Here is an 18,893-nt window from a genome sequence, read left to right as displayed (position 1 = left end):
TTACAGTAAATGGTCAACCGGTAAGCGAGCTGTTAGCCAGACTACAAAACGTCGTCTGAGCCCAGCATCAGGTTCGCGATAGATGCGTTTAACAGGTACATGGCTTCGATCAACCCAATAGAGCTTATAAAAACGATTTAACCTTACCTGATACGCGCGTAGTGGTAGTTCGTGATCAAATATTTCAATAATACGTTGAGCTAAGTTGGGTGATTCAATAATGAGTCCAGCCTCAGTATTGATTTGTGCGGAGCGAGGATCAAAATTAAATGAGCCAACAAATACCGAGCGTTCATCTACCGTTACCGTCTTGGCATGCAAACTCGTCGCCGACCTACGAAAGTAAGGTAGCACGCGGTTTTGTGGTGACTCTTCCGTGCGTCGCAACTCATATAGCTTAGCCCCCGCTGTCAGTAAGCGTCGACGGCGACGTTGATATCCAGCATGCACAGCAGGTACATCCGTAGCAGCCAACGAGTTGGTCAAAACTTGAAACTGAATACCGCGTTCCAACATCGACTCAATTTGCTGTACACCATTCTGCGTCGGCACGAAGTAAGGTGAGACCATGCGTACCTGTTGAGTTGCCTTGCTTAACACCTTGACCATTTGTTGAACGACCAAGCGCGATGGCTTACGCGACAATGAAGCTTTATAGGGGTCATCACTTATCCATTGAGCTTCTGCCTCATGCCAGTTTACCCGACTCAAATCAAGAGCTTCTTCTGATAGGCCGCCAAATACGTATTCGTTCAATTGTTCCGCATGCGCTTGTTTGCTGAACTGCTGCCAGCGCTCAATGAACGCTTCAGTACGACTTCGACCCGCAATATTTTCAATTGATACAGCGAGGTCACATTGCCAATAGCTCAACCAGTCATCGGCTATTTCACTGACTCCCTGACCTTTCATGAGCACATCTAAGTCGGAAAACAACTGCCCCGAATGAGTGCCAAAGTACTCATCACCGATGTTGCGTCCACCGACAATGGCATACTGATCATCAACAATAAACGCCTTATTGTGCATGCGCCGATTCACTCGACGAAAATCAGTAAAGTAGTTTAACCAGCGGAGTTTGCGATGAACCAACGGATTAAACAATTTTACCTGAAAGTTTGGGTGCTGACTCAGATCTCGCAACAAGCGTTCAGTAGGTTTGCTGGTAAAGTCATCTAACAACAAGTAAACCTCAACGCCTCGTTCGAGCGCTTGCTTGCACTCATTTAATAACGTTAAACCGCTGGCATCATCTCGCCACAGGTAATACTGAAGTTTAATGCTGTGTTGTGCCATACGAATAAGCGCAACACGCTGAAGCAAGCTTTCCCGTGCATCATCAAGCAAGGCAAACTGATTTTGATATTTCATCGGAGATGCTCAATCGCCTGTTGTATGCCAGCGAGCGTCAAAGCCTCCATACGATTCGACATGATCTCCTTAATCAAGTGAATAGACGGATAGTACTTCCAGTGCTGTTGAGCTTGAGGGTTCAACCATACCGCGCGCTCAAACCGGGCCAAGAGACGCTCCAGCCATACCTTACCGGGTTCCTCATTCCAGTGCTCTACGCTACCGCCTGAGAACGCGATTTCATAAGGGCCCATGGTTGCATCACCTACGATAATTAAACGGTAGTCATCACCAAAACGTTTTATCAGCGACTCTGTACTCACAAAACTCGAACGTCGACGAGCATTGTTGTGCCAGACTCCCTCATAAACACAGTTATGAAAGTAAAAGCGTTCTAAGTTATGGAACTCGCCCTTGAGTGCGGTAAACAACTGTTCCACCTGATAAATGTGGTCATCCATTGATCCACCAATATCAAGTAACAACAGTACGTTTACTGCATTATGGCGCTCAGCCTGCCATTGCAAATCGAGCAGGCCCCCCTTCTTGCTCGTCGCGCGAATCGTTTCGTCGAGATCGAGTTCGGTCTGAGCCCCCGTCCGAGCAAACTGCCTTAGCGAACGCAGTGCTAATTGATACGACCGCTGTTCAAGCGCTGCATCCTCATCTAAATCACGAAACTCACGTTTGTCCCAAACTTTGGCCGCACTGCGATTACGGTTCCCATCCTGGCCAATACGGATACCGTTAGGATGATAGCCATAAGCGCCAAACGGCGATGTACCGCCTGTTCCAATCCATTTGTTGCCGCCTTGATGACGAGACTGTTGTTCTTTTAAGCGCTCTTTAAACGCCTTCATCAACTCATCCAGACCACCCAACTGCTTCAACTTCTGCTTGTCTTGCTCAGATAATTCTCGCATTAAGGGGTTGTTGAGCCAGTCCTCTGGGATTTGTTCTGCGACATCAACCTCTGACACTTTATCAATATACTCGGCAAATGCGCGATCGAAACGATCAAAATAACGTTCGTCTTTTACCAACATAACCTTAGATAACTGGTAAAAGTCATCGATACTCCCCCAAATAACACCACGTTCTAGAGCTTCTAGCAGTGTTAAGTATTCAGTGATCGACGTCTTCAACCCATGTTTTCTGAGGGTGAAATAAAACTCAGTAAGCACGTGATGCCCGCTCAATTAATTCGATATCTTGTTCGTGTTTTAGCAACGCGCCAGCGAGCGGTAGCATGGACGGCCGCTCGCGATACTCAGCCAGTTGCTCTGGCGAAATATCTTCAGTTAACAGTAAGCGAATCCAGTCCAGTAGTTCAGATGTTGATGGCTTTTTCTTGAGTCCCGAAATCGAGCGCACGCCGAAGAATACGGCTAAAGCTTCGTCTAATAAACGGGGCTGAAGGTTGGGGTAATGAACGTGCACGATTTCACTTAATGTGGTTTCGTCGGGAAACTGAATATAGTGGAAAAAACAACGACGCAAAAAGGCGTCTGGGAGTGTCTTCTCATTATTCGAGGTAATAATTACAATTGGACGTTGCTTTGCCTCAACTTGCTCTCCCGTCTCGTAAACGTGAAATGCCATTTGGTCGAGTTCTTGCAGCAAGTCATTAGGAAACTCAATATCGGCTTTATCTATTTCATCAATGAGTAATACAGGTCGCTTATCCGCCGTAAATGCCTGCCAAAGTTTTCCTGGCTTAATGTAGTTCGAAATATCGTGCACTTTCTCACTACCGAGTTGGCTGTCACGTAAGCGCGAAACCGCATCATATTCATAAAGCCCCTGTTGTGCCTTGGTTGTTGACTTGATGTTCCACTGTAAAAACGGCGCTCCCAATGTCTCAGCGAGCTCCATCGCCAGTCGTGTTTTGCCAGTGCCAGGCTCGCCTTTTAATAGCAACGGCTTTTCTAGTGTCACTGCGGCATTAACCGCTTGCGACAAACCTTCGGATACAATATAGCGCTCTGTGCTTTTAAAACTCATTAACTTTTTACCTTATCCAGTCGGTTTAAAATTCGGGCTAAGTCCGCCTTGACGAAAGGTTTCGTCAGGTAGTCATCCATTCCTGATCTCAATGCCTGTGTACGCGTTTCAGGATACGCATTCGCAGTTAATGCCACAATATGAGGTTGGTTAATAGGTAGGTCGCGAATACGCTGCGTTGTCTCCATACCATCCATTGTCGGCATATGTAGGTCCATAAAAACCACTTCGACGACATTGCGTTTCAACACTTCAACCGCCTCTTGCCCACTCGATACTTTTATCACCTGCTGATCGAGTGATGTAAGCATTTCACTGACAATCAGCTGGTTAATCGGGTTGTCATCCACGACTAATATTCGTCTTGGCGCCAACTCGGGTAGTTTCGGCTTATCAAGTGCTTCAGGATTAACTTGGTCACTATACACTGCATACATAGGCAACCTTAAACTAAAGCACGCACCCTGTTCGGGCTCACTTTCAACGTAAATTGACCCACTCAATAATTGCACCAAGTTTCGCACAATCGCTAACCCAAGCCCGCTACCACTCTGCTTTTTACTTAAGCCTTGCTGTTCCTGCTCAAATAGTTGCCAAATACGCTGTGTATCTCGAATACCAGACCCGGTATCACTGACTTTGATAAGCAAATCACCCCGTTCTCTAGCGGGTTGATCACCCTGTTCCACAGCCTGCCAATCAACATGTAGAGTGATAGTCCCCTTATCAGTGAATTTGACCGCGTTGTTGAGCAAATTAGTCAGTATCTGGACAATGCGTGCGCGGTCACTAAATATGCGCTCGGGCAATTGCTTGCTTTGTCGAATAACGAAGTTAACACCTTTCTCTTCGATAGCAGGACGATACATCGCCTCAATATGTTGCATTATCCGCGGTAACAACAAGACATCTTTATTGAGCTTGAGTTGTCCCTCTTCAGCCCGTGTGAGATCCAATAAGTCATTCAGCATTTGCAGTAAGTGGTCGCCACTCTCTTTAACCGTGAGCAACAGTTGCCGCTGGCGTTCATTGAGTGCGGTTCCTTCTAACACACCGACCAGACCAAGTATCCCGTGTAGTGGCGTTCTCACCTCATGAGACATATTAGCTAAAAAGACGTTCTTCGCGCTGGCCGCCCGCCTAGCATTAATTTCAGCTTGCTTCTGCTCCGTTACGTCAGTCACTGTGCCCGCATAGCGAGTCGCATTGCCATGCTCATCACGTTCAATGACGCGACCGCGGTCAAGCACGTAAACATAATGCCCATCACGATGCCGGATACGGTGCTGGCTCTCATAAAATGGTGTGATGCCATCAAGATGGTCCTTTACCGCACGCCAGACGCGATCGTAATCGTCTGGATGAAGTCGGCTCGACCAACTATAAGGACTCTGCTCTAGCTCCTCCCTTGACCAACCAAAAATTTGTGCCCAACGGTCATTGAACACCGTTAAGTTCGATTGAGGATTCCATTCCCACGTACCTAAGCGCGTTGCGTCCAGTAATAGTTGCAGACGATTACGCTCCGTCTCTAACTTTATCTCAAGCTCTTTCCGCTCGGTAATATCAATCAAATAACCAAACAGCAGCGGCACGCCATCCTCGGTATCCATTTTTATAATTGACGTATCCGAGACCCATACATGGCGCCCATTTTTATGTCGGATACGATAGTCATTGTGGGTTATACGGTAACCAGTTTCGCCACTTTTTAACCGTTTAACCTCTTCATTCACTCGAGGTAAATCATCTTCATGTACAAGAAATTTGAAGTGAACGTCTCTATCAAGGAATTGCTGCTTGGTATAGCCAAAAATTGATTCGACGTTTTCAGAAACATAACGAACGGGCCACAGATCAGTGTCTTGCCAAACAAACAAGCACATACTGTTACCCGCTGCGAGCAGTTCAGCAAAGTTTTGGTTGCCAATTTGTTTGGGGTTTGGAACACTTAATTGGTTTTTCATTGATTTACGCATAACATAGAGACAATGCGTTTCATTCTAACCATAAAAAAGCGTGACTGACAGCCTATGAGCCGCAACGACATTAACCAATGGCAGACTGACTTGCTCGCTCGGGTCGATTCCCTAATAGCCACCTTGCAGCAACAGCCTGCTTTAACAGTTGAGTCTGTCGACGATAAACGCCCTGATCAACGTCCATCGGTTGCTAAGCGCGCTAAATATCACTACGTCAAAGCCGCGGAATGCTATCAAGACACCCCCTTTAGAGCAGCCAAACATTTTAGGCGAGCGGCGATGCTCGGTCACAGTAAATCCATGCGCTTCTTAGGTCAGATGTATCAGACAGGAGAGCATTTACCACAGAGTGATTTTCACGCATTCGCGTGGATATTGCTTGCCAGCAAAGCGGGCGACAGTCAAGCAAGTGACATGCTCGATGCGCTTAAACAGCGCTTAACAACCGTGTTAATCATTGCAGCGGCACGATTGGCCGCTGAACGATTTGAACAAATGTGTGATATCGATTAACTCAGTCCCACAACTGGGTGCGCTCACCCAAACGTCCATTGGCTATCAGTGTTTGCAATTCATCAGCCATCCAGCGACCGGCATCGATTGCTTTCTGCCAATAATCAATACGCTGCGTCGCATCAAGCTGCGCGAAGTCTTTACGGTCTGGAATTTTTTGATACGGTAGTTTCTGTAAAAATGCATCGGTCGGGCTAATAAATAGCGTGTTCGGCCAATCACGCCCCTTACTGCGTCGCCACTTCAGGCGTTTATCGAACCAACCTGGAATCGCTTGATGATGAAAGTGAGGATAGAGTGTCAGTCCGTCTACCCGTGATAAGTCGATATCGAAGTGATAATCAGTGATTCCACCATCGCGATAAACACCTTTGGGAGCGCCAGGAATATCGCGCACACCTTCAAGCACCAGAGGAATGGAGCCCGTCGCTAGTAACGCTGGCTGAAAGTTTTGTTCGGTTAACGCTACATGGCGTGTCGGTAAGTCTGACCAGTGCTTTGATATCGTCAAATCGGATGCAGGATGATGAAAAACCACACGCTCATAATAGCGCCCTAACCAGCGTCGATTGACACTATTAGCCAGCGCTGAAGACAGCAGACCTAACGCTTGTCGACGCCCTTCCAACGCCGTTGAGCGCAAACAGCGCACAGCAATAAAATGATGATGCACCCGAGTTTGCGACAAAATATCTGATACCGCAGATTCAGGTACATATTTGTGCAAGAGCTTTTCTGCCTCCGACGTTATCTCGCGCTGATCAGGTTGAGCACTGTACGTTTGGTGGCTATAGAGTTGGGCAAATAGCCGACTTGCAGCAACGGGATCATTTTGTCCTAACGATGCGAATCGCCATGCGCCAGCCGAAGTTCCTAAGGTGTTGAGGGGAGCCTTTTTATTAGCAAAAAACTCACCAAATAGCCATTCATCGATACCTTGAAGTACAAACCACTTGGGACCTCCCGAAGCACCCATCAGTAAGCCTACGTCATCGGCTTTCAACCCGTTATTCTGAATATGCGATAACGCTGAATGGCCGGCTCGGAGCGCGACAAAAGATTGTGTCATGGCACCCTATCCTTTTACTTATAATTGTTTTTTTCGTTCTGCCAACACACCCAGTACTAATAGCGTAATAAGTACGGCCGGTCCAAGCAGGTGAAGCGGAATAAGATGAATCCAGCTTGCCAACAACGGCGTAAAACCAATCAGCAGATAGCCATACCCGAATGCACATAAAGCAACAAATACCAGCGCTCGAACGATAAAAGGGTATTTTCCAACCATCTTTTTTACCAGTCGGTTAACTTCATCACCATAAATCACGAGCAATGTTGCCATAATCATCATAGCAATTTCATAGGTATGCTGCCGAAGCATCATGCCAAGTTGATTCATCAATTGTAGCAATCGAATTCTCCTCAAGCTTTTCTTAACTCAGGAGTATACCGATTTTTACTTTCCCAAACATCCCCCGAAGCCCCTTTCCCTCTCGCAGCTCCGCGTCAACTTTGGTATCCTCAAATTATCATCAATCACAGTTAACTATGGTAATCCATGAAATTCATATCATTTAACATCAATGGAATCAGAGCACGTCTGCACCAGTTGCAGGCGATGATAGATAAACATCAACCAGACGTAATCGGATTACAAGAAACAAAGGTTCACGATGACCAGTTTCCGCAGCAAGCGGTTGAAGACATGGGCTATCACGTGAACTTCTTTGGTCAGAAAGGCCATTATGGTGTCGCACTACTGAGCAAAAAACCGTTGGCGAATGTGCAGAAGGGTTTTCCAAACGAACCTGAAGACGCCCAGCGTCGTATGATAATGGGTGACTATCCATTGGCGGATGGCTCCTCAGTGCGTGTGTTAAATGGCTATTTTCCCCAAGGCGAGAGCCGCGACCATCCCACCAAATTCCCAATGAAAGCGCAGTTTTATCGTGATTTGATCGATTATCTGAATAATGACTTATCCCCAGATCAACCTGTTATTGTGATGGGCGATATGAATATCTCACATCAAGACTGCGATATTGGCATCGGTGACGCAAATGCTAAACGCTGGCTGCGCACTGGCAAATGCAGCTTCTTACCTGAGGAGCGTGATTGGCTAAACGAAGTCTTAGACTGGGGGCTCGTGGATACGTATCGTCAATTGAATCCAGAGCAGGACAATGAATTCAGCTGGTTTGACTATCGTTCACGCGGGTTTGATGACAACCGTGGCCTTCGTATTGACCTTATTCTCGCGACTAAACAGTTAGCCGAACAATGCCAAGAAAGCGGTATCGACTACGCACTGCGCGGTATTGAAAAGCCCTCTGATCACGCACCGATCTGGAGTCGTTTTTCAGTTTAGTTAGTCAATATAAAGGATCGTAATCATGGCGCTGCTTCTTAACATTGTCGCTCTGTGTATACTCATCGCCACATGGGTGAATGACAATTGGCGAATGTTGAGGCGCAGCCGTCTTCTACAGCATCTACTATTTGGCTCGGCGGCCATCATTTCGTTTATCTGGTTGTTTTCAGCCAAGCTGGAACAAGGTTTAAGCGTTCATTTTCTGCTAATCACCACTGTCACACTGATGCTTGGCTTTCGCTATGCCCTGCTCGCGGGCGTCGCTATTATCGCTATTAATGGTTTGTACAGTAGCTACCCTATCACCAGCGTTGGTGCTCTTTACCTGAGCCATATTGTGATACCTGCGGCGGTGACCTACGTCGCTTATGCGGTCATTTATCACCGACTACCAAGACATCCATTCATCTACATTTTTCTAAATGCATTTCTTGCTGCAGCGATTGCTATTGCCGCCACTCACCTAGCTCATGCCGCCTGGGCGCTCACCACAGAGACCTTAACCACAAAACAAGTATGGGAAAATTACTTAGTGATAACGCCATTAGTTATGTTCCCAGAAGCGCTTCTCAACGGTATGGCCGTGACATTAATGGTGGTTTACCGCCCAAACTGGTTAGTGACGTTTAATGATGAACAATACATTGACCCGAATTAATGCTGTTCCGGTGGAAGAACCGCCAATGCTTTTTGGAGTACGCTGGCTAAATCCATATACGTTGGTCCGCCTACAGAGGGCCGCTCTAGCACGGCACGGCTCTGTTTAAGTTTATCGCGTAATTCCCAGTACCAGCTTCTCAACCGTATCGGCAACGGTTGATTAGCGCGCCAACCAAACCACGCCATTAACTGCAAGGGCATACTGAGAATCACCAAAGAGGTGACCAAACCTTGTTGCCAGTAAGCATGTAAAAACTGCCAATGCAAAACGGCGTTAACCACTGCAATCGCGGGCACCCATTTTTCCATTAAACGCAGCAAAGGCACCAGGCGAGTCTCACGAAATGCGGCGACAACTGCATGACGAGGCCAACGTTTGGCGTATTGATGTCCGTCTTTAAAGAGTCGGAATACACTTACTTTCACACATTATTCCTTATTTGCAGCTACGCTTCAGTTATTCAAGTTATCAACGTTTTCTGTGGATAACTTTGTTGATAGGGTGTACTCATTAACTCACACCGCCCTAGCTATATACGCTTTTGCTTACTGGACGTATTATAATCAACTTAAGGTTTGTTTTGCACCTATCCAGCGAATTCAGATAAGCTACCGATATCATCGTTCATTGGAGAGTTCATGCCCGCTTTCTCTTTGCTTGCACCCTGTTCGGGTCGTTTAGTTGACTCAAGCCACCACCCAAGCCCACTCATTCGTGCGCATTGGTTAGGGCGTACCACATGTATCGATGTATCGAGCAATCAGTTACTTGCGCCAACGGCTGCGAAAGTCGACTACGTTTCGCCAGCGGGAAACTTTATTCATCTTCTCAGTTCTCAGCATGGACGCATCATGTTGTTCCTTGGCGCATATGAGCAGTCAACAAAAATACCTGCTATTCAGCGCCATATTAGTAGTGGCAATGAAGTTGAACGTGGCGCACCACTCTTATCACTTAATCAAACGTTACTAAGACAACAGACAAACTTATACAATTTAATGGCCGTTATACTGCAGCCCAACATCGAATTCGATACACTTACGCTACGTAATAGCGGTGCTGTCACCGCGTTAGAATCAGAATTAGTTATTCAAAAGGACGTATCATGATCAAAGTGCATGGGATTAAAAACTGTGACACGGTTAAAAAAGCATTAAAGTGGCTTGAACAAAATCAAATTGGATACCAGTTTCGTGATGTTCGTGAAATCCCACTGAGCGCCGAAGAGGTGGAAAGCTGGTTAGCTAAAATCCCTGCTGAACAACTGGTTAATAAACGTAGCACAAGTTGGCGCCAACTCGATGAGTCGCAACGCGATCTCAGCAACCGCAATGAAGTCAGTCAACTTATCGCCGAGCAACCTACCCTATTTAAGCGCCCACTCGTTGAAGCGGGTGACGAGATGCGAGTTGGGTTCAATGCGCAACAGTGGGAGGCATGGTTAGCCTGATGTCTAGCAGCGAAACGTTACAACTGGCCAAGTCGTTATTGGAACGTCCATCGATTACGCCTGCCGATGAGGGGTGCCAAGTACTGTTAGGTGATCGGCTAAAGGCACTCGGGTTCGAACTCGAAACTATGGTATTTGATGACACCACCAACTTATGGGCTCGATACGGTCAAGGCAAACCCGTGCTATGCTTCGCTGGTCACACCGACGTTGTGCCACCGGGCGATCCTAACGACTGGTTGTTTCCACCATTTGAACCAACTGAACATCAGGGTTACCTATATGGTCGCGGCGCTGCGGATATGAAAGGCAGTCTAGCAGCAATGATTGTTGCTGTTGAACGTTACCTGCAAGCGGTTGATGAGCCACCGTTTGATCTTGCATTTTTAATTACCAGTGATGAGGAAGGCCCATTTATTAATGGCACGAAACGTGTCATGGAAACGCTAGAGGCACGTAACGAAAAAATCAAATGGTGTATCGTCGGTGAGCCTTCAAGCACTGAAAAACTGGGTGACGTCGTTAAAAACGGCCGCCGAGGTAGCCTCTCAGGCTCACTCAGCGTCATCGGCGTGCAAGGTCACGTGGCTTACCCCCACCTGGCTGAAAACCCCGTTCATAAAGCCGCCAGCGCGCTGGCTGAATTGGTGCAAACACACTGGGATGATGGCAACGACTATTTTCCCCCTACCACCTTTCAGGTTTCTAATATTAATGCGGGCACCGGCGCAGGCAATGTTATCCCGGGTCGGTTAGATGTTGAGTTTAACTTTCGTTTTTCGACTGAGTCGACCGCTGAACAATTAAAGCAACGAGTGGAAGCGATACTCGAGGTGCACCACCTCAACTATCGACTCAACTGGAAGCTGAACGGTCCCGCATTTTTAACCGAAGAAGGTTCATTAATTGATACCGTACAGCGCGCAATCACTGAAACCTGTGGATATTCAACTCAGCTGTCGACAGCGGGTGGTACCTCCGATGGGCGCTTTATTGCTCCAACAGGTGCACAACTGGTTGAACTCGGTCCCGTTAATGCCACCATTCATAAAGTCGATGAGTGCGTTAAGATCAGCGACTTGGATCAATTAACTGATGTGTATCAAGCGATTTTAAAAGGAATGGAAAGCGCCTTATGATGACTGCGATACAGCGTCTTGGTTTGACAGAAGACCATTTGCTGAGAATGCCAGAGGGTCATTTGCTACATCCATTAGCCGCACGCGCTTTTTTGGATATGCAGGCTGCTGCTAAGCGCGACGGCATTAGCCTAGCGATCGCATCGGCCTTCCGTAGCTTTGACCGTCAACGCATGATTTGGAATCGAAAATGGCGCGGTGAACGTATCATCAATGATACCGATGGTCAGCCCTTAAATACTGACACACTGAATGACGAAGAAAAGCTTCATGCGATTTTGCATTGGTCTGCCTTACCGGGGGCGAGTCGACACCACTGGGGAACTGATATGGATATATGGGATCCCTCGGGTTTTACAGAAGATAATCAGTTGCAGTTAATCCCCGCAGAATACGAGGATATCAATGCACCGTGTTATCAACTATGGTGTTGGTTGAAAGCACACGCCCATGACTATGGTTTTTTCTTCCCATACAGAGTTTATCAAGGGGGCGTTGCGCGCGAACCATGGCATCTTAGCTATCAACCATTGGCTCAACAATTACAGGATGCGCTTACCGTAGGTGAACTGGCAGAAGCCATAGAACACGCTGATATTGAGGGAAAAGCAATCATCCTAGAGCACCTAGATAGCATTAAGCAACGTTATTTTGATACCATCTGTGAAAGCAGTCAGGGAGGCTAATTATGCAAGACCATTGGGTATGGTTAATTATCTTATTAGTTGTTGGTGTTGTACTGAGTAACCTGATGGTACTCAAGTACAGTAGTAAATTTAAGTGGCCAGCCAAAAAAGAGTCGCCCAAAGAAAACGCTAAGGACGACTCATCTAAACAGTAAATCGAGGTCAGCGGTCTAGTTTACGAAAACTGGACACCCAAACGCTGGCCTACTTCTTTATAAGCCTCAACGACACCGCCGAGTCCTTGACGGAAACGGTCTTTATCCAGTTTCTCGCGGGTTTCAGCATCCCATAATCGACAACCGTCTGGCGTAAATTCGTCACCTAACACCAGTTGACCATCGAACACTCCGAACTCAAGTTTATAGTCAACTAACAAAAGCCCCGCTTGCTCAAAAAGTGACTTCAGTACCGAGTTGACCTTAAATGTCAGCTCTTTCATTTGCTCGATTTGTGCCTTGGTGGCCCAGCCAAAAGCTTCGATATGGTATTCGTTGACCATCGGATCATGCAAAGCGTCGTTTTTCAAAAAGAACTCAAAGGTTGGTGGATTTAAGCTTTTGCCCTCTTCCACACCTAAGCGACGAACCAACGAGCCCGCGGCGACATTACGAACAACACACTCGACCGGAATCATGTCGAGTTTCTTAACCAAAGACTCCGTATCGCTTAGTAATTCGTCCAGCTGTGTTGGAATACCCGCGTTTTCCAATTGCGTCATGATGAAATGGTTAAAACGGTTATTAACCATTCCTTTATCTTCAAGTTGCTCCACTTTTTCCCCGTCAAATGCGGACGTGTCATTGCGGAACTCCAACACTAACCGTGATGGGTCATCCGTTGTGTAAACGGTTTTTGCCTTACCACGATACAGCTCGTTACGTTTTTCCATAGGTTGTGTCGCCTTTACTGTTGACTTGCTACTTTTAATGCTTGCTCAAAAGCTGGCTTGACCGATTCGAGCCACGCTTGATCGACTACTTCATCGTTTGACCAAACGGTGATTGCGGTATCATCACCAAACTCGACTAATCGAACTTCATATTCACCCTCTGGGATATTTAGCGAATCATAATCATCGCCTCCCATAAATAAGAAGCCTGAATCAGGTTCTGAATATTCAACGAAATACGTGCCCGCTTCACGGTTCAAGTCATCAATCGCTAAGCCAATTTGCTCCAACGCTTGACCTGTTAACACCCATGCATCGTCAAAGTCTAGCTCAACAATATAAGCAGGCTGCTGCTTCGCATTACTTCCTACCGAAATAGGCACACCCGCTTCTCGAATCTGCTGAATTGACTGTTGGTGCACACGGTTGACTTGAGATACAACCTTGTTCACTAAATCAACCGCTAAGTTATGTTGCGTCAGCTGCGACATATCGACGCTCTCGCCATTCACCGTTTGCGACACATCATCCAGTGCAACTTCTAACACCGTTGTTCTTCCGTGACTCTCAGGTGCTTGTGTCAGCACATAACGGAAACTTTGTTGCAACGATACCGTTGTTTCATCATCCCCAAAAAACCAAGCGCTATCGTCACCCTCAACTTCATATTCGTCTTGAATCGTGAGCGGCTCTGTCGTCCATTGATTCTCACCGGTTTGCGTGTAGTTTAACCCTTTGCGCTGCAATACTTGCTCTGCCGCTTTCCACACCGTATTCGCGACGGTATCAGGCATGCCTTCAACGAGGTCGAAATAGACACGAGGCTCGTCTTCATTCTCTAACACACGGCTACCTAAAGCCACTGGATGAACCTGTCGTGGCGATACCACACGAACATCCTTGCCGACTGGACCTGCCACGTCAGCAGGTGGAATTTTATACGTATTGCTGTAATCGGGAGTCTCTAAATTAGATGGCACCGTCAACTCTTGACGTTGGTTAAGCTCTACATATTCAAAGTCGCCATTCGGCTGCTCCTTTTCGATCGAGCTACACGATGCGAGGGTAATCGTCGCCAACGAAATCACGATGGCTGTACGGCGAAAATTCATTTCCACTCCTGCTACTTAAGTAGGTGTAATTGATTAAGTGCGCGCTCTATAACAAGCTGGCTATCTTCATTGGGTGGGGTCAATGGCAAGCGATAATTAGCGCTGCATTTTCCCATCAAAGCCAAGGCCCACTTAACTGGAATTGGGTTTGACTCAATAAACAACGCATTATTTAAGTCACGCAGTTGGGCATCAATCTGCTCCGCTTTTTCGCGCTCTCCGCGCGTTGCGGCATCAACTAAGGCTTTTATCTGAGTAGGAACGACGTTGGCGGTTACGCTAATGACACCGTGACCTCCGCGTAACATAAACTCACATGCGGTCGGATCATCCCCACTTAACAAGATAAACTGATTGCCACACCGACGCTTCAGTTCTTCAACACGCGATACATCGCCCGTTGCTTCTTTAATGCCAATGACATTATCAATTTCAGCTAATCTTTCAACCACTTCTGGAGGCATATCTAGCGCCGTTCGGCCTGGGACATTATATAAGATCTGTGGTTTATCGGATGCCTCAGCGCACGCTGAATAATGCGCAACCAGGCCTTCTACAGAGGGTTTGTTATAGTAAGGTGTAACGTTGAGAAACCCATCAACGCCAAAATGAGTCATTTTTTCTGTGAGTTGAACGGCTTCCGAGGTCGAATTCGAACCATTTCCACCAATCACTTTAATGCGGCCATCGGCAAGCTCAACCATTGCTGCAACCACATCAATATGTTCTTCATGGCTAAGTGTCGTTGACTCCCCCGTCGTCCCAACCGCCACTATCGCATCTGTACCTGACTCTACATGGAAATTGACGAGTTCTTCGAGTTCGTTATAGTCGATATTTCCATGTTTAGTTAGCGGCGTCACCAAGGCAACAATACTACCTGTTAACATATAGGCTCCAAATTCCTAATCATGGGGCCTAATGTTACTGGTAGCCCCAAATAAACACAAGACTAGGAACACATAGCGCGCAATTTGTTCCCTTCATTTTAATCCAAACTGAGCTTCGCTATCATATATACACTGGATATTCATTCGTAGGAGTTGAAAATGGAACGATTACAAGCAGGTGATAAAGCACCTAACTTTGAACTTTTAGATAAAAATGAAGAAAAAGTATCTCTGCACGAATTACTGAAAGATCATCGCGTGTTGGTGTATTTCTATCCGAAGGCAATGACACCTGGCTGCACTGTACAAGCGCAAAACCTGCGTGATGAGAAAGAGAGCCTACTCAAACACAACGTCGTATCAATCGGAATCAGCCCAGATGCACCGAAACGTTTGGCCAAATTTACTGAGCGTGATGAGCTCAATTTCACCTTACTTAGCGACGAGGATCACGCCGTTGCTGATCAATTCGGCGTCTGGGGACCGAAAAAATTTATGGGTAAAGAGTATGATGGCATCCACCGCATTAGCTTTTTAGTTGAGCAAGATGGTACCGTCAGTCACGTATTTGATAAATTCAAGACTAAAGAACACCACCAAGTGGTACTTGACCACTTAGAACAAAGTTAAATTCGATGCAGGCAAGGCGCAACCAACGTCTTGCCTGCAATTCTACTGAACCTCATCTTGCTGTAGTAAGGCGTCGCGGCTCGACCACGCAGTGATCACCGCTTTCACCAAGCTAGCTAACGGTATCGCAAAGAACACACCCCAAAATCCCCAAATACCGCCGAAAACGAGTACCGCTGCAATTATATACACCGGGTTTAGGCTGACTGCTTCAGAGAACAGCAGTGGCACCAGTACATTTCCGTCAAGCGCTTGAATAATAAGATAACCTATCATCACATACACGAATGGGCCCGTAGCACCAAACTGGAATAACGCAACCAAAGCGACTGGAATAGTCACCACAACGGCACCGATATATGGAATCAGTACTGACAACCCAACCAGAATCGAAAGCAATGTGGTGTACCGCAAATCGAACGCAAAAAATACGGCAAAAGAAGTCACGGCGACCACGATCACTTCAATCGCCTTGCCTCGAATGTAGTTCATGATCTGCAAGTTCATTTCTTGGCCTACTTGCGTGATCAAACGGCGGTTAGTCGGTAAAACACGGCTGACATGAGCTAACAGAACGTCTCTGTCTTTCAACATAAAGAACACCAGCAACGGCACAACGATTAAGTACACTAACATCGCCATTACATTGACGAGTGAAGTTAATGAGCTCGTTAATAGCTGCTCACCGAGCCCGACAACGCGCCGCTTGACGGTTTGCATCAATTCAGTAATTTGCGCCTCATCGATGACAGAAGGGAAAAGCTCTGGCAACTTATGTAGCCAGACCTGAAGATTGGCGAGCATATCTGGCATCTCACGTATCAGAGTGGTGCTTTGTTGCCATACCACAGGTACTAAGGTGAGTAAGCACAAGGTTGCGATACAGACCGTAAAGCTCATCACGATGATGGTCGCTGGTAATCGCCCGACACCGGCGTCGATTAGGCGATTAACGGGCCAATCAAGTAGATACGCCAAGGCAATCGCTGCCAATATCGGCGCTAAAATCCCACCGAAAAATACAATCAGTAAAACCGAAACGACCAGTAACAAAAATAATGTTACCGCATTCGGATCTGAAAACTTATTCCGATACCACTGCTGAATATATTGGAACATGCCGAGCTTCCTGTTCGGTGTGATTAATGATTCACGATGCTTGCAATCTTACGGTAACACCATAGAGTAGAAAAGGAACTTATTGTAAATTAATAACTCTACGTAGCATATTGCGTCATAACAGCGGTTAATGTGAATGTTGTACCTAAAAAAATTTCAGCGCTCAATGACAAGTGGTATTACCCTTGCGCTTATGATGGCGCTGCCAACCGCGTTCGAAGTACCTAAAGCGCACGCGCAACAACAACGGAACCTCCCAGAAATTGGTACCACGGGTGCTGGGTTTATGAGTATCGAGCGCGAAAAAGTCGTTGGCGATTATTACATGCGCCAGCTGCGTGCCTCCGCGCCTATCATTCAAGATCCGGTATTAAATAGCTACTTGAAGGATGTTGGTCAACGTCTTATCCGTAACGCGGATAATGTGCGGTATCCGTTTTCATTCTTTTGGCTCAATATCAATGAAATAAACGCCTTTGCTTTTATGGGGGGGTACGTAGGTGTACATACCGGGCTGATTCAACAAGCCCGCAACGAGTCTGAACTGGCCGCCGTGTTAGGGCACGAAATTGCGCACGTTACGCAGCGACACATTGTGCGAAGCATGGAAGAGCAACAGCAAAATATGCCACTCACCATTGCAGGTGTTGTGGGCTCGATTTTATTGGGGCTTGCCAACCCAGAAGCCGGAGCAGCAGGTCTTTACACCACGCTTGGCGCTACCGGCCAAGCACAAATAAACTACACTCGCCTGTTTGAGCAAGAGGCCGATCGTATAGGAATCACAACGTTGGCTAATGCCGGCTTTGATCCCATGGGTGCGCCTAACTTTTTTGGTCGCTTAGCCGATCAGTACCGTTATGTATCTAAGCCCCCTGAAATGTTGTTGACGCACCCTGTTCCTGAATCACGTATTGCGGATACACGTACCCGAGCCGAAGCCATGGGCCGCCGCGACGTGCCACAAAGTTTGGATTTTGAACTGGCAAAGGCTCGTATTGACGCACGCTACACCCGCACAACTCCCAATAGTGAGTTTGTCAAAATGGCCCAGAGCGAAAACGTTATCAATCAGCAAGCAGGTGGCTATGCCCTAGCCATAAGAGCTCTTGACTCAAGTAATCCGGCAACGGCACAACAATGGCTAGCGCCCTTAATTGAACGCAACCCGCGAAATCGTTTTTATATTGATGTGCAAACCGATATCTACCTCGCACTGGGTGAAAACCAAAAAGCACTTGAAATGCTCAAACGGGAGTACACTCGGAGCCCAGATGATCCAGTCATCACTCTAAACTATGCCAACGCGGCTATTCGTTCGGGCGAAGCGGAACTCGGTGTGAAATTGCTCCGCAACTATCTGCTGAGTGAACCCGATTCGGTAACGGCCATGGATCTACTGACAGACGCATATCAGCGAACAGCGGATCGCGCGGCCATGTACGAAACACGAGCTGAAGCCTTGGCATTGCGTGGCCGTTTCGATTTAGCGATCGATCAGTTACAAACAGCGCAAAACCACACGCAAAACAAGTTAACGGAAAAACGCCTCAACGCGCGTATTGATCAACTTCGGGCAGAGAAGGAACGCCTAAAAAGGCTACTCTAAGCGCGCCTCTGCGACTGCTTTTTTTAGGGTCGTTTGAGTTTGTTCACCCAGCAGTGGTCCTGTGACCTTACCGCCAGGGCCGACAATGTAAGTTGCCGGTAACATTTTGGGCTTATCAAACGGCAACTGAGGAGCCGGTTGACTCAACGCAAGCGGAAAATCGATGCCATGCTTTTCTGCCAACGCGTTGATCTGTTGATTATTCATCGGGTCAAAGCTGATGCCAACTAACGTTAGTTGACTGTCATTGCTCACAACGTCGTGGTGGAACTCATTGAGCTCAGGCAATTCACGTAAACAAGGTGCGCACCACTCTGCAAAGTAGTTTACAACAACCGTATTGCCTTGGCCGCCCTGCCAATCAATCTCACTTCCATCATTTAGCTGAATATCGGGTGCCTTGGAACAGGCGACTAAACTCAACGTTAAAACACTTGCAATTAGCAATGACAATTTCATATTTGCCCCGTATTCGTTATTATAAG

General features: G+C 47.0%; 22 protein-coding genes. 10 read left to right on the top strand and 12 right to left on the bottom strand.

The features are described from left to right. The 4 genes from BFR57_RS03240 to BFR57_RS03225 are packed head-to-tail and all read right to left on the bottom strand — an operon-like array spanning nucleotide 1 to nucleotide 5,324. Nucleotides 1–1,371: a phospholipase D family protein gene (locus tag BFR57_RS03240; protein ID WP_071462608.1), complete on the bottom strand. Its 1,371-nt coding sequence runs from the start codon at nucleotides 1,369–1,371 to the stop codon at nucleotides 1–3. Then, nucleotides 1,368–2,537 carry a VWA domain-containing protein gene (locus BFR57_RS03235; RefSeq protein WP_071462607.1) on the bottom strand — a complete coding sequence of 390 codons (1,170 nt, stop codon included), beginning with the start codon at nucleotides 2,535–2,537 and terminating at the stop codon, nucleotides 1,368–1,370. Before BFR57_RS03235 ends, BFR57_RS03240 begins: the two co-directional genes overlap by 4 nt. Next, the gene (locus BFR57_RS03230; protein ID WP_071462606.1) at nucleotides 2,527–3,357 is read right to left on the bottom strand and encodes a MoxR family ATPase; all 831 of its coding nucleotides are present in this window, start codon (nucleotides 3,355–3,357) and stop codon (nucleotides 2,527–2,529) included. Before BFR57_RS03230 ends, BFR57_RS03235 begins: the two co-directional genes overlap by 11 nt. Then, nucleotides 3,357–5,324, bottom strand: a complete 1,968-nt coding sequence (locus BFR57_RS03225; RefSeq protein WP_071462605.1) for a PAS domain-containing sensor histidine kinase — start codon at nucleotides 5,322–5,324, stop codon at nucleotides 3,357–3,359. Before BFR57_RS03225 ends, BFR57_RS03230 begins: the two co-directional genes overlap by 1 nt. Nucleotides 5,325–5,390: 66 nt before the next feature. Here BFR57_RS03225 and BFR57_RS03220 point away from each other — a divergent pair, with 66 nt between their 5' ends. Further along, nucleotides 5,391–5,852, top strand: a complete 462-nt coding sequence (locus tag BFR57_RS03220) for a tetratricopeptide repeat protein (protein WP_071462604.1) — start codon at nucleotides 5,391–5,393, stop codon at nucleotides 5,850–5,852. A 1-nt stretch (nucleotide 5,853) separates the two neighbouring features. Here BFR57_RS03220 and BFR57_RS03215 read toward each other — a convergent pair whose 3' ends face one another. Both BFR57_RS03215 and BFR57_RS03210 read right to left on the bottom strand, forming a co-directional pair. Further along, nucleotides 5,854–6,921 (bottom strand): alpha/beta hydrolase, encoded by a 1,068-nt coding sequence (locus BFR57_RS03215; protein WP_071462603.1) that lies wholly within the window; start codon nucleotides 6,919–6,921, stop codon nucleotides 5,854–5,856. An 18-nt stretch (nucleotides 6,922–6,939) separates the two neighbouring features. Further along, the gene (locus BFR57_RS03210) at nucleotides 6,940–7,263 is read right to left on the bottom strand and encodes a DUF3392 domain-containing protein (RefSeq protein WP_083405010.1); all 324 of its coding nucleotides are present in this window, start codon (nucleotides 7,261–7,263) and stop codon (nucleotides 6,940–6,942) included. Nucleotides 7,264–7,410: 147 nt separating this feature from the next. On the opposite strand from BFR57_RS03210, the gene xthA reads away from it, so the two are divergent. Further along, nucleotides 7,411–8,220: an exodeoxyribonuclease III gene (gene xthA, locus BFR57_RS03205; RefSeq protein ID WP_071462601.1), complete on the top strand. Its 810-nt coding sequence runs from the start codon at nucleotides 7,411–7,413 to the stop codon at nucleotides 8,218–8,220. Nucleotides 8,221–8,245: 25 nt separating this feature from the next. Beyond that, complete coding sequence (locus BFR57_RS03200) at nucleotides 8,246–8,881, top strand: energy-coupling factor ABC transporter permease (protein ID WP_083405009.1); 636 nt, start codon at nucleotides 8,246–8,248, stop codon at nucleotides 8,879–8,881. Here the strand turns inward: BFR57_RS03200 and yfbV are convergent. Further along, on the bottom strand, nucleotides 8,878–9,309 hold the full coding sequence (gene yfbV / locus BFR57_RS03195; RefSeq protein WP_071462599.1) for a terminus macrodomain insulation protein YfbV: 432 nt from the start codon (nucleotides 9,307–9,309) through the stop codon (nucleotides 8,878–8,880). The genes BFR57_RS03200 and yfbV overlap by 4 nt on opposite strands. 213 nt (nucleotides 9,310–9,522) lie before the next feature. On the opposite strand from yfbV, the gene BFR57_RS03190 reads away from it, so the two are divergent. The 5 genes from BFR57_RS03190 to BFR57_RS03170 are packed head-to-tail and all read left to right on the top strand — an operon-like array spanning nucleotide 9,523 to nucleotide 12,314. Next, on the top strand, nucleotides 9,523–9,993 hold the full coding sequence (locus tag BFR57_RS03190) for a PTS glucose transporter subunit IIA (RefSeq protein ID WP_071462598.1): 471 nt from the start codon (nucleotides 9,523–9,525) through the stop codon (nucleotides 9,991–9,993). After that, nucleotides 9,990–10,334 (top strand): Spx/MgsR family RNA polymerase-binding regulatory protein, encoded by a 345-nt coding sequence (locus BFR57_RS03185; protein ID WP_071462597.1) that lies wholly within the window; start codon nucleotides 9,990–9,992, stop codon nucleotides 10,332–10,334. Before BFR57_RS03190 ends, BFR57_RS03185 begins: the two co-directional genes overlap by 4 nt. Continuing rightward, nucleotides 10,334–11,473 carry a succinyl-diaminopimelate desuccinylase gene (dapE, locus tag BFR57_RS03180; RefSeq protein WP_071462596.1) on the top strand — a complete coding sequence of 380 codons (1,140 nt, stop codon included), beginning with the start codon at nucleotides 10,334–10,336 and terminating at the stop codon, nucleotides 11,471–11,473. Before BFR57_RS03185 ends, dapE begins: the two co-directional genes overlap by 1 nt. Further along, nucleotides 11,470–12,159, top strand: coding sequence for a M15 family metallopeptidase (locus BFR57_RS03175; RefSeq protein ID WP_071462595.1), 690 nt, complete (start codon nucleotides 11,470–11,472; stop codon nucleotides 12,157–12,159). The genes dapE and BFR57_RS03175 overlap by 4 nt, the downstream gene beginning before the upstream one ends. A gap of 2 nt (nucleotides 12,160–12,161) precedes the next feature. Next, nucleotides 12,162–12,314 (top strand): DUF2897 family protein, encoded by a 153-nt coding sequence (locus tag BFR57_RS03170; RefSeq protein WP_071462594.1) that lies wholly within the window; start codon nucleotides 12,162–12,164, stop codon nucleotides 12,312–12,314. Between the two features lie 20 nt (nucleotides 12,315–12,334). On the opposite strand, the gene purC is transcribed toward BFR57_RS03170, so the two are convergent. The 3 genes from purC to dapA are packed head-to-tail and all read right to left on the bottom strand — an operon-like array spanning nucleotide 12,335 to nucleotide 15,050. Continuing rightward, complete coding sequence (purC, locus tag BFR57_RS03165; RefSeq protein WP_071462593.1) at nucleotides 12,335–13,048, bottom strand: phosphoribosylaminoimidazolesuccinocarboxamide synthase; 714 nt, start codon at nucleotides 13,046–13,048, stop codon at nucleotides 12,335–12,337. Nucleotides 13,049–13,062: 14 nt separating this feature from the next. After that, entirely contained in the window at nucleotides 13,063–14,160 is a 1,098-nt protein-coding gene (gene bamC, locus BFR57_RS03160) for an outer membrane protein assembly factor BamC (protein WP_071462592.1), read from the bottom strand. Nucleotides 14,161–14,171: 11 nt separating this feature from the next. After that, entirely contained in the window at nucleotides 14,172–15,050 is an 879-nt protein-coding gene (gene dapA, locus BFR57_RS03155; protein ID WP_071462591.1) for a 4-hydroxy-tetrahydrodipicolinate synthase, read from the bottom strand. 159 nt (nucleotides 15,051–15,209) lie between these two features. On the opposite strand from dapA, the gene bcp reads away from it, so the two are divergent. After that, nucleotides 15,210–15,680, top strand: a complete 471-nt coding sequence (gene bcp / locus BFR57_RS03150; protein ID WP_071462590.1) for a thioredoxin-dependent thiol peroxidase — start codon at nucleotides 15,210–15,212, stop codon at nucleotides 15,678–15,680. 42 nt (nucleotides 15,681–15,722) lie between these two features. Here the strand turns inward: bcp and BFR57_RS03145 are convergent, their stop codons facing one another. Further along, nucleotides 15,723–16,799: an AI-2E family transporter gene (locus tag BFR57_RS03145; protein ID WP_071462589.1), complete on the bottom strand. Its 1,077-nt coding sequence runs from the start codon at nucleotides 16,797–16,799 to the stop codon at nucleotides 15,723–15,725. A 136-nt stretch (nucleotides 16,800–16,935) separates the two neighbouring features. Here BFR57_RS03145 and BFR57_RS03140 point away from each other — a divergent pair, with 136 nt between their 5' ends. Further along, nucleotides 16,936–18,408, top strand: coding sequence for a M48 family metalloprotease (locus tag BFR57_RS03140; protein ID WP_071462588.1), 1,473 nt, complete (start codon nucleotides 16,936–16,938; stop codon nucleotides 18,406–18,408). Here BFR57_RS03140 and BFR57_RS03135 read toward each other — a convergent pair. Continuing rightward, on the bottom strand, nucleotides 18,400–18,867 hold the full coding sequence (locus tag BFR57_RS03135) for a TlpA family protein disulfide reductase (RefSeq protein ID WP_071462587.1): 468 nt from the start codon (nucleotides 18,865–18,867) through the stop codon (nucleotides 18,400–18,402). The two genes, BFR57_RS03140 and BFR57_RS03135, sit on opposite strands and share 9 nt — an antisense overlap. Between the last annotated feature and the right edge of the window lie 26 nt (nucleotides 18,868–18,893).

The organism is Idiomarina sp. MD25a, from assembly GCF_001870515.1.
Taxonomy (GTDB): domain Bacteria; phylum Pseudomonadota; class Gammaproteobacteria; order Enterobacterales; family Alteromonadaceae; genus Idiomarina.
This window is presented reverse-complemented; position numbering and strand designations above follow the sequence as displayed.

Excerpts from the sequence above, each read along its gene's own strand:
- BFR57_RS03240 (WP_071462608.1), bottom strand. The coding sequence starts at position 1,371 with ATGAAATATCAAAATCAGTTTGCCTTGCTTGATGATGCACGGGAAAGC.
- BFR57_RS03230 (WP_071462606.1), bottom strand. The coding sequence starts at position 3,357 with ATGAGTTTTAAAAGCACAGAGCGCTATATTGTATCCGAAGGTTTGTCG.
- BFR57_RS03225 (WP_071462605.1), bottom strand. The coding sequence starts at position 5,324 with ATGAAAAACCAATTAAGTGTTCCAAACCCCAAACAAATTGGCAACCAA.
- BFR57_RS03220 (WP_071462604.1), top strand. The coding sequence starts at position 5,391 with ATGAGCCGCAACGACATTAACCAATGGCAGACTGACTTGCTCGCTCGG.
- BFR57_RS03215 (WP_071462603.1), bottom strand. The coding sequence starts at position 6,921 with ATGACACAATCTTTTGTCGCGCTCCGAGCCGGCCATTCAGCGTTATCG.
- xthA (WP_071462601.1), top strand. The coding sequence starts at position 7,411 with ATGAAATTCATATCATTTAACATCAATGGAATCAGAGCACGTCTGCAC.
- BFR57_RS03200 (WP_083405009.1), top strand. The coding sequence starts at position 8,246 with ATGGCGCTGCTTCTTAACATTGTCGCTCTGTGTATACTCATCGCCACA.
- BFR57_RS03190 (WP_071462598.1), top strand. The coding sequence starts at position 9,523 with ATGCCCGCTTTCTCTTTGCTTGCACCCTGTTCGGGTCGTTTAGTTGAC.
- BFR57_RS03185 (WP_071462597.1), top strand. The coding sequence starts at position 9,990 with ATGATCAAAGTGCATGGGATTAAAAACTGTGACACGGTTAAAAAAGCA.
- dapE (WP_071462596.1), top strand. The coding sequence starts at position 10,334 with ATGTCTAGCAGCGAAACGTTACAACTGGCCAAGTCGTTATTGGAACGT.
- BFR57_RS03175 (WP_071462595.1), top strand. The coding sequence starts at position 11,470 with ATGATGACTGCGATACAGCGTCTTGGTTTGACAGAAGACCATTTGCTG.
- BFR57_RS03170 (WP_071462594.1), top strand. The coding sequence starts at position 12,162 with ATGCAAGACCATTGGGTATGGTTAATTATCTTATTAGTTGTTGGTGTT.
- purC (WP_071462593.1), bottom strand. The coding sequence starts at position 13,048 with ATGGAAAAACGTAACGAGCTGTATCGTGGTAAGGCAAAAACCGTTTAC.
- bamC (WP_071462592.1), bottom strand. The coding sequence starts at position 14,160 with ATGAATTTTCGCCGTACAGCCATCGTGATTTCGTTGGCGACGATTACC.
- dapA (WP_071462591.1), bottom strand. The coding sequence starts at position 15,050 with ATGTTAACAGGTAGTATTGTTGCCTTGGTGACGCCGCTAACTAAACAT.
- bcp (WP_071462590.1), top strand. The coding sequence starts at position 15,210 with ATGGAACGATTACAAGCAGGTGATAAAGCACCTAACTTTGAACTTTTA.
- BFR57_RS03145 (WP_071462589.1), bottom strand. The coding sequence starts at position 16,799 with ATGTTCCAATATATTCAGCAGTGGTATCGGAATAAGTTTTCAGATCCG.
- BFR57_RS03140 (WP_071462588.1), top strand. The coding sequence starts at position 16,936 with ATGTTGTACCTAAAAAAATTTCAGCGCTCAATGACAAGTGGTATTACC.
- BFR57_RS03135 (WP_071462587.1), bottom strand. The coding sequence starts at position 18,867 with ATGAAATTGTCATTGCTAATTGCAAGTGTTTTAACGTTGAGTTTAGTC.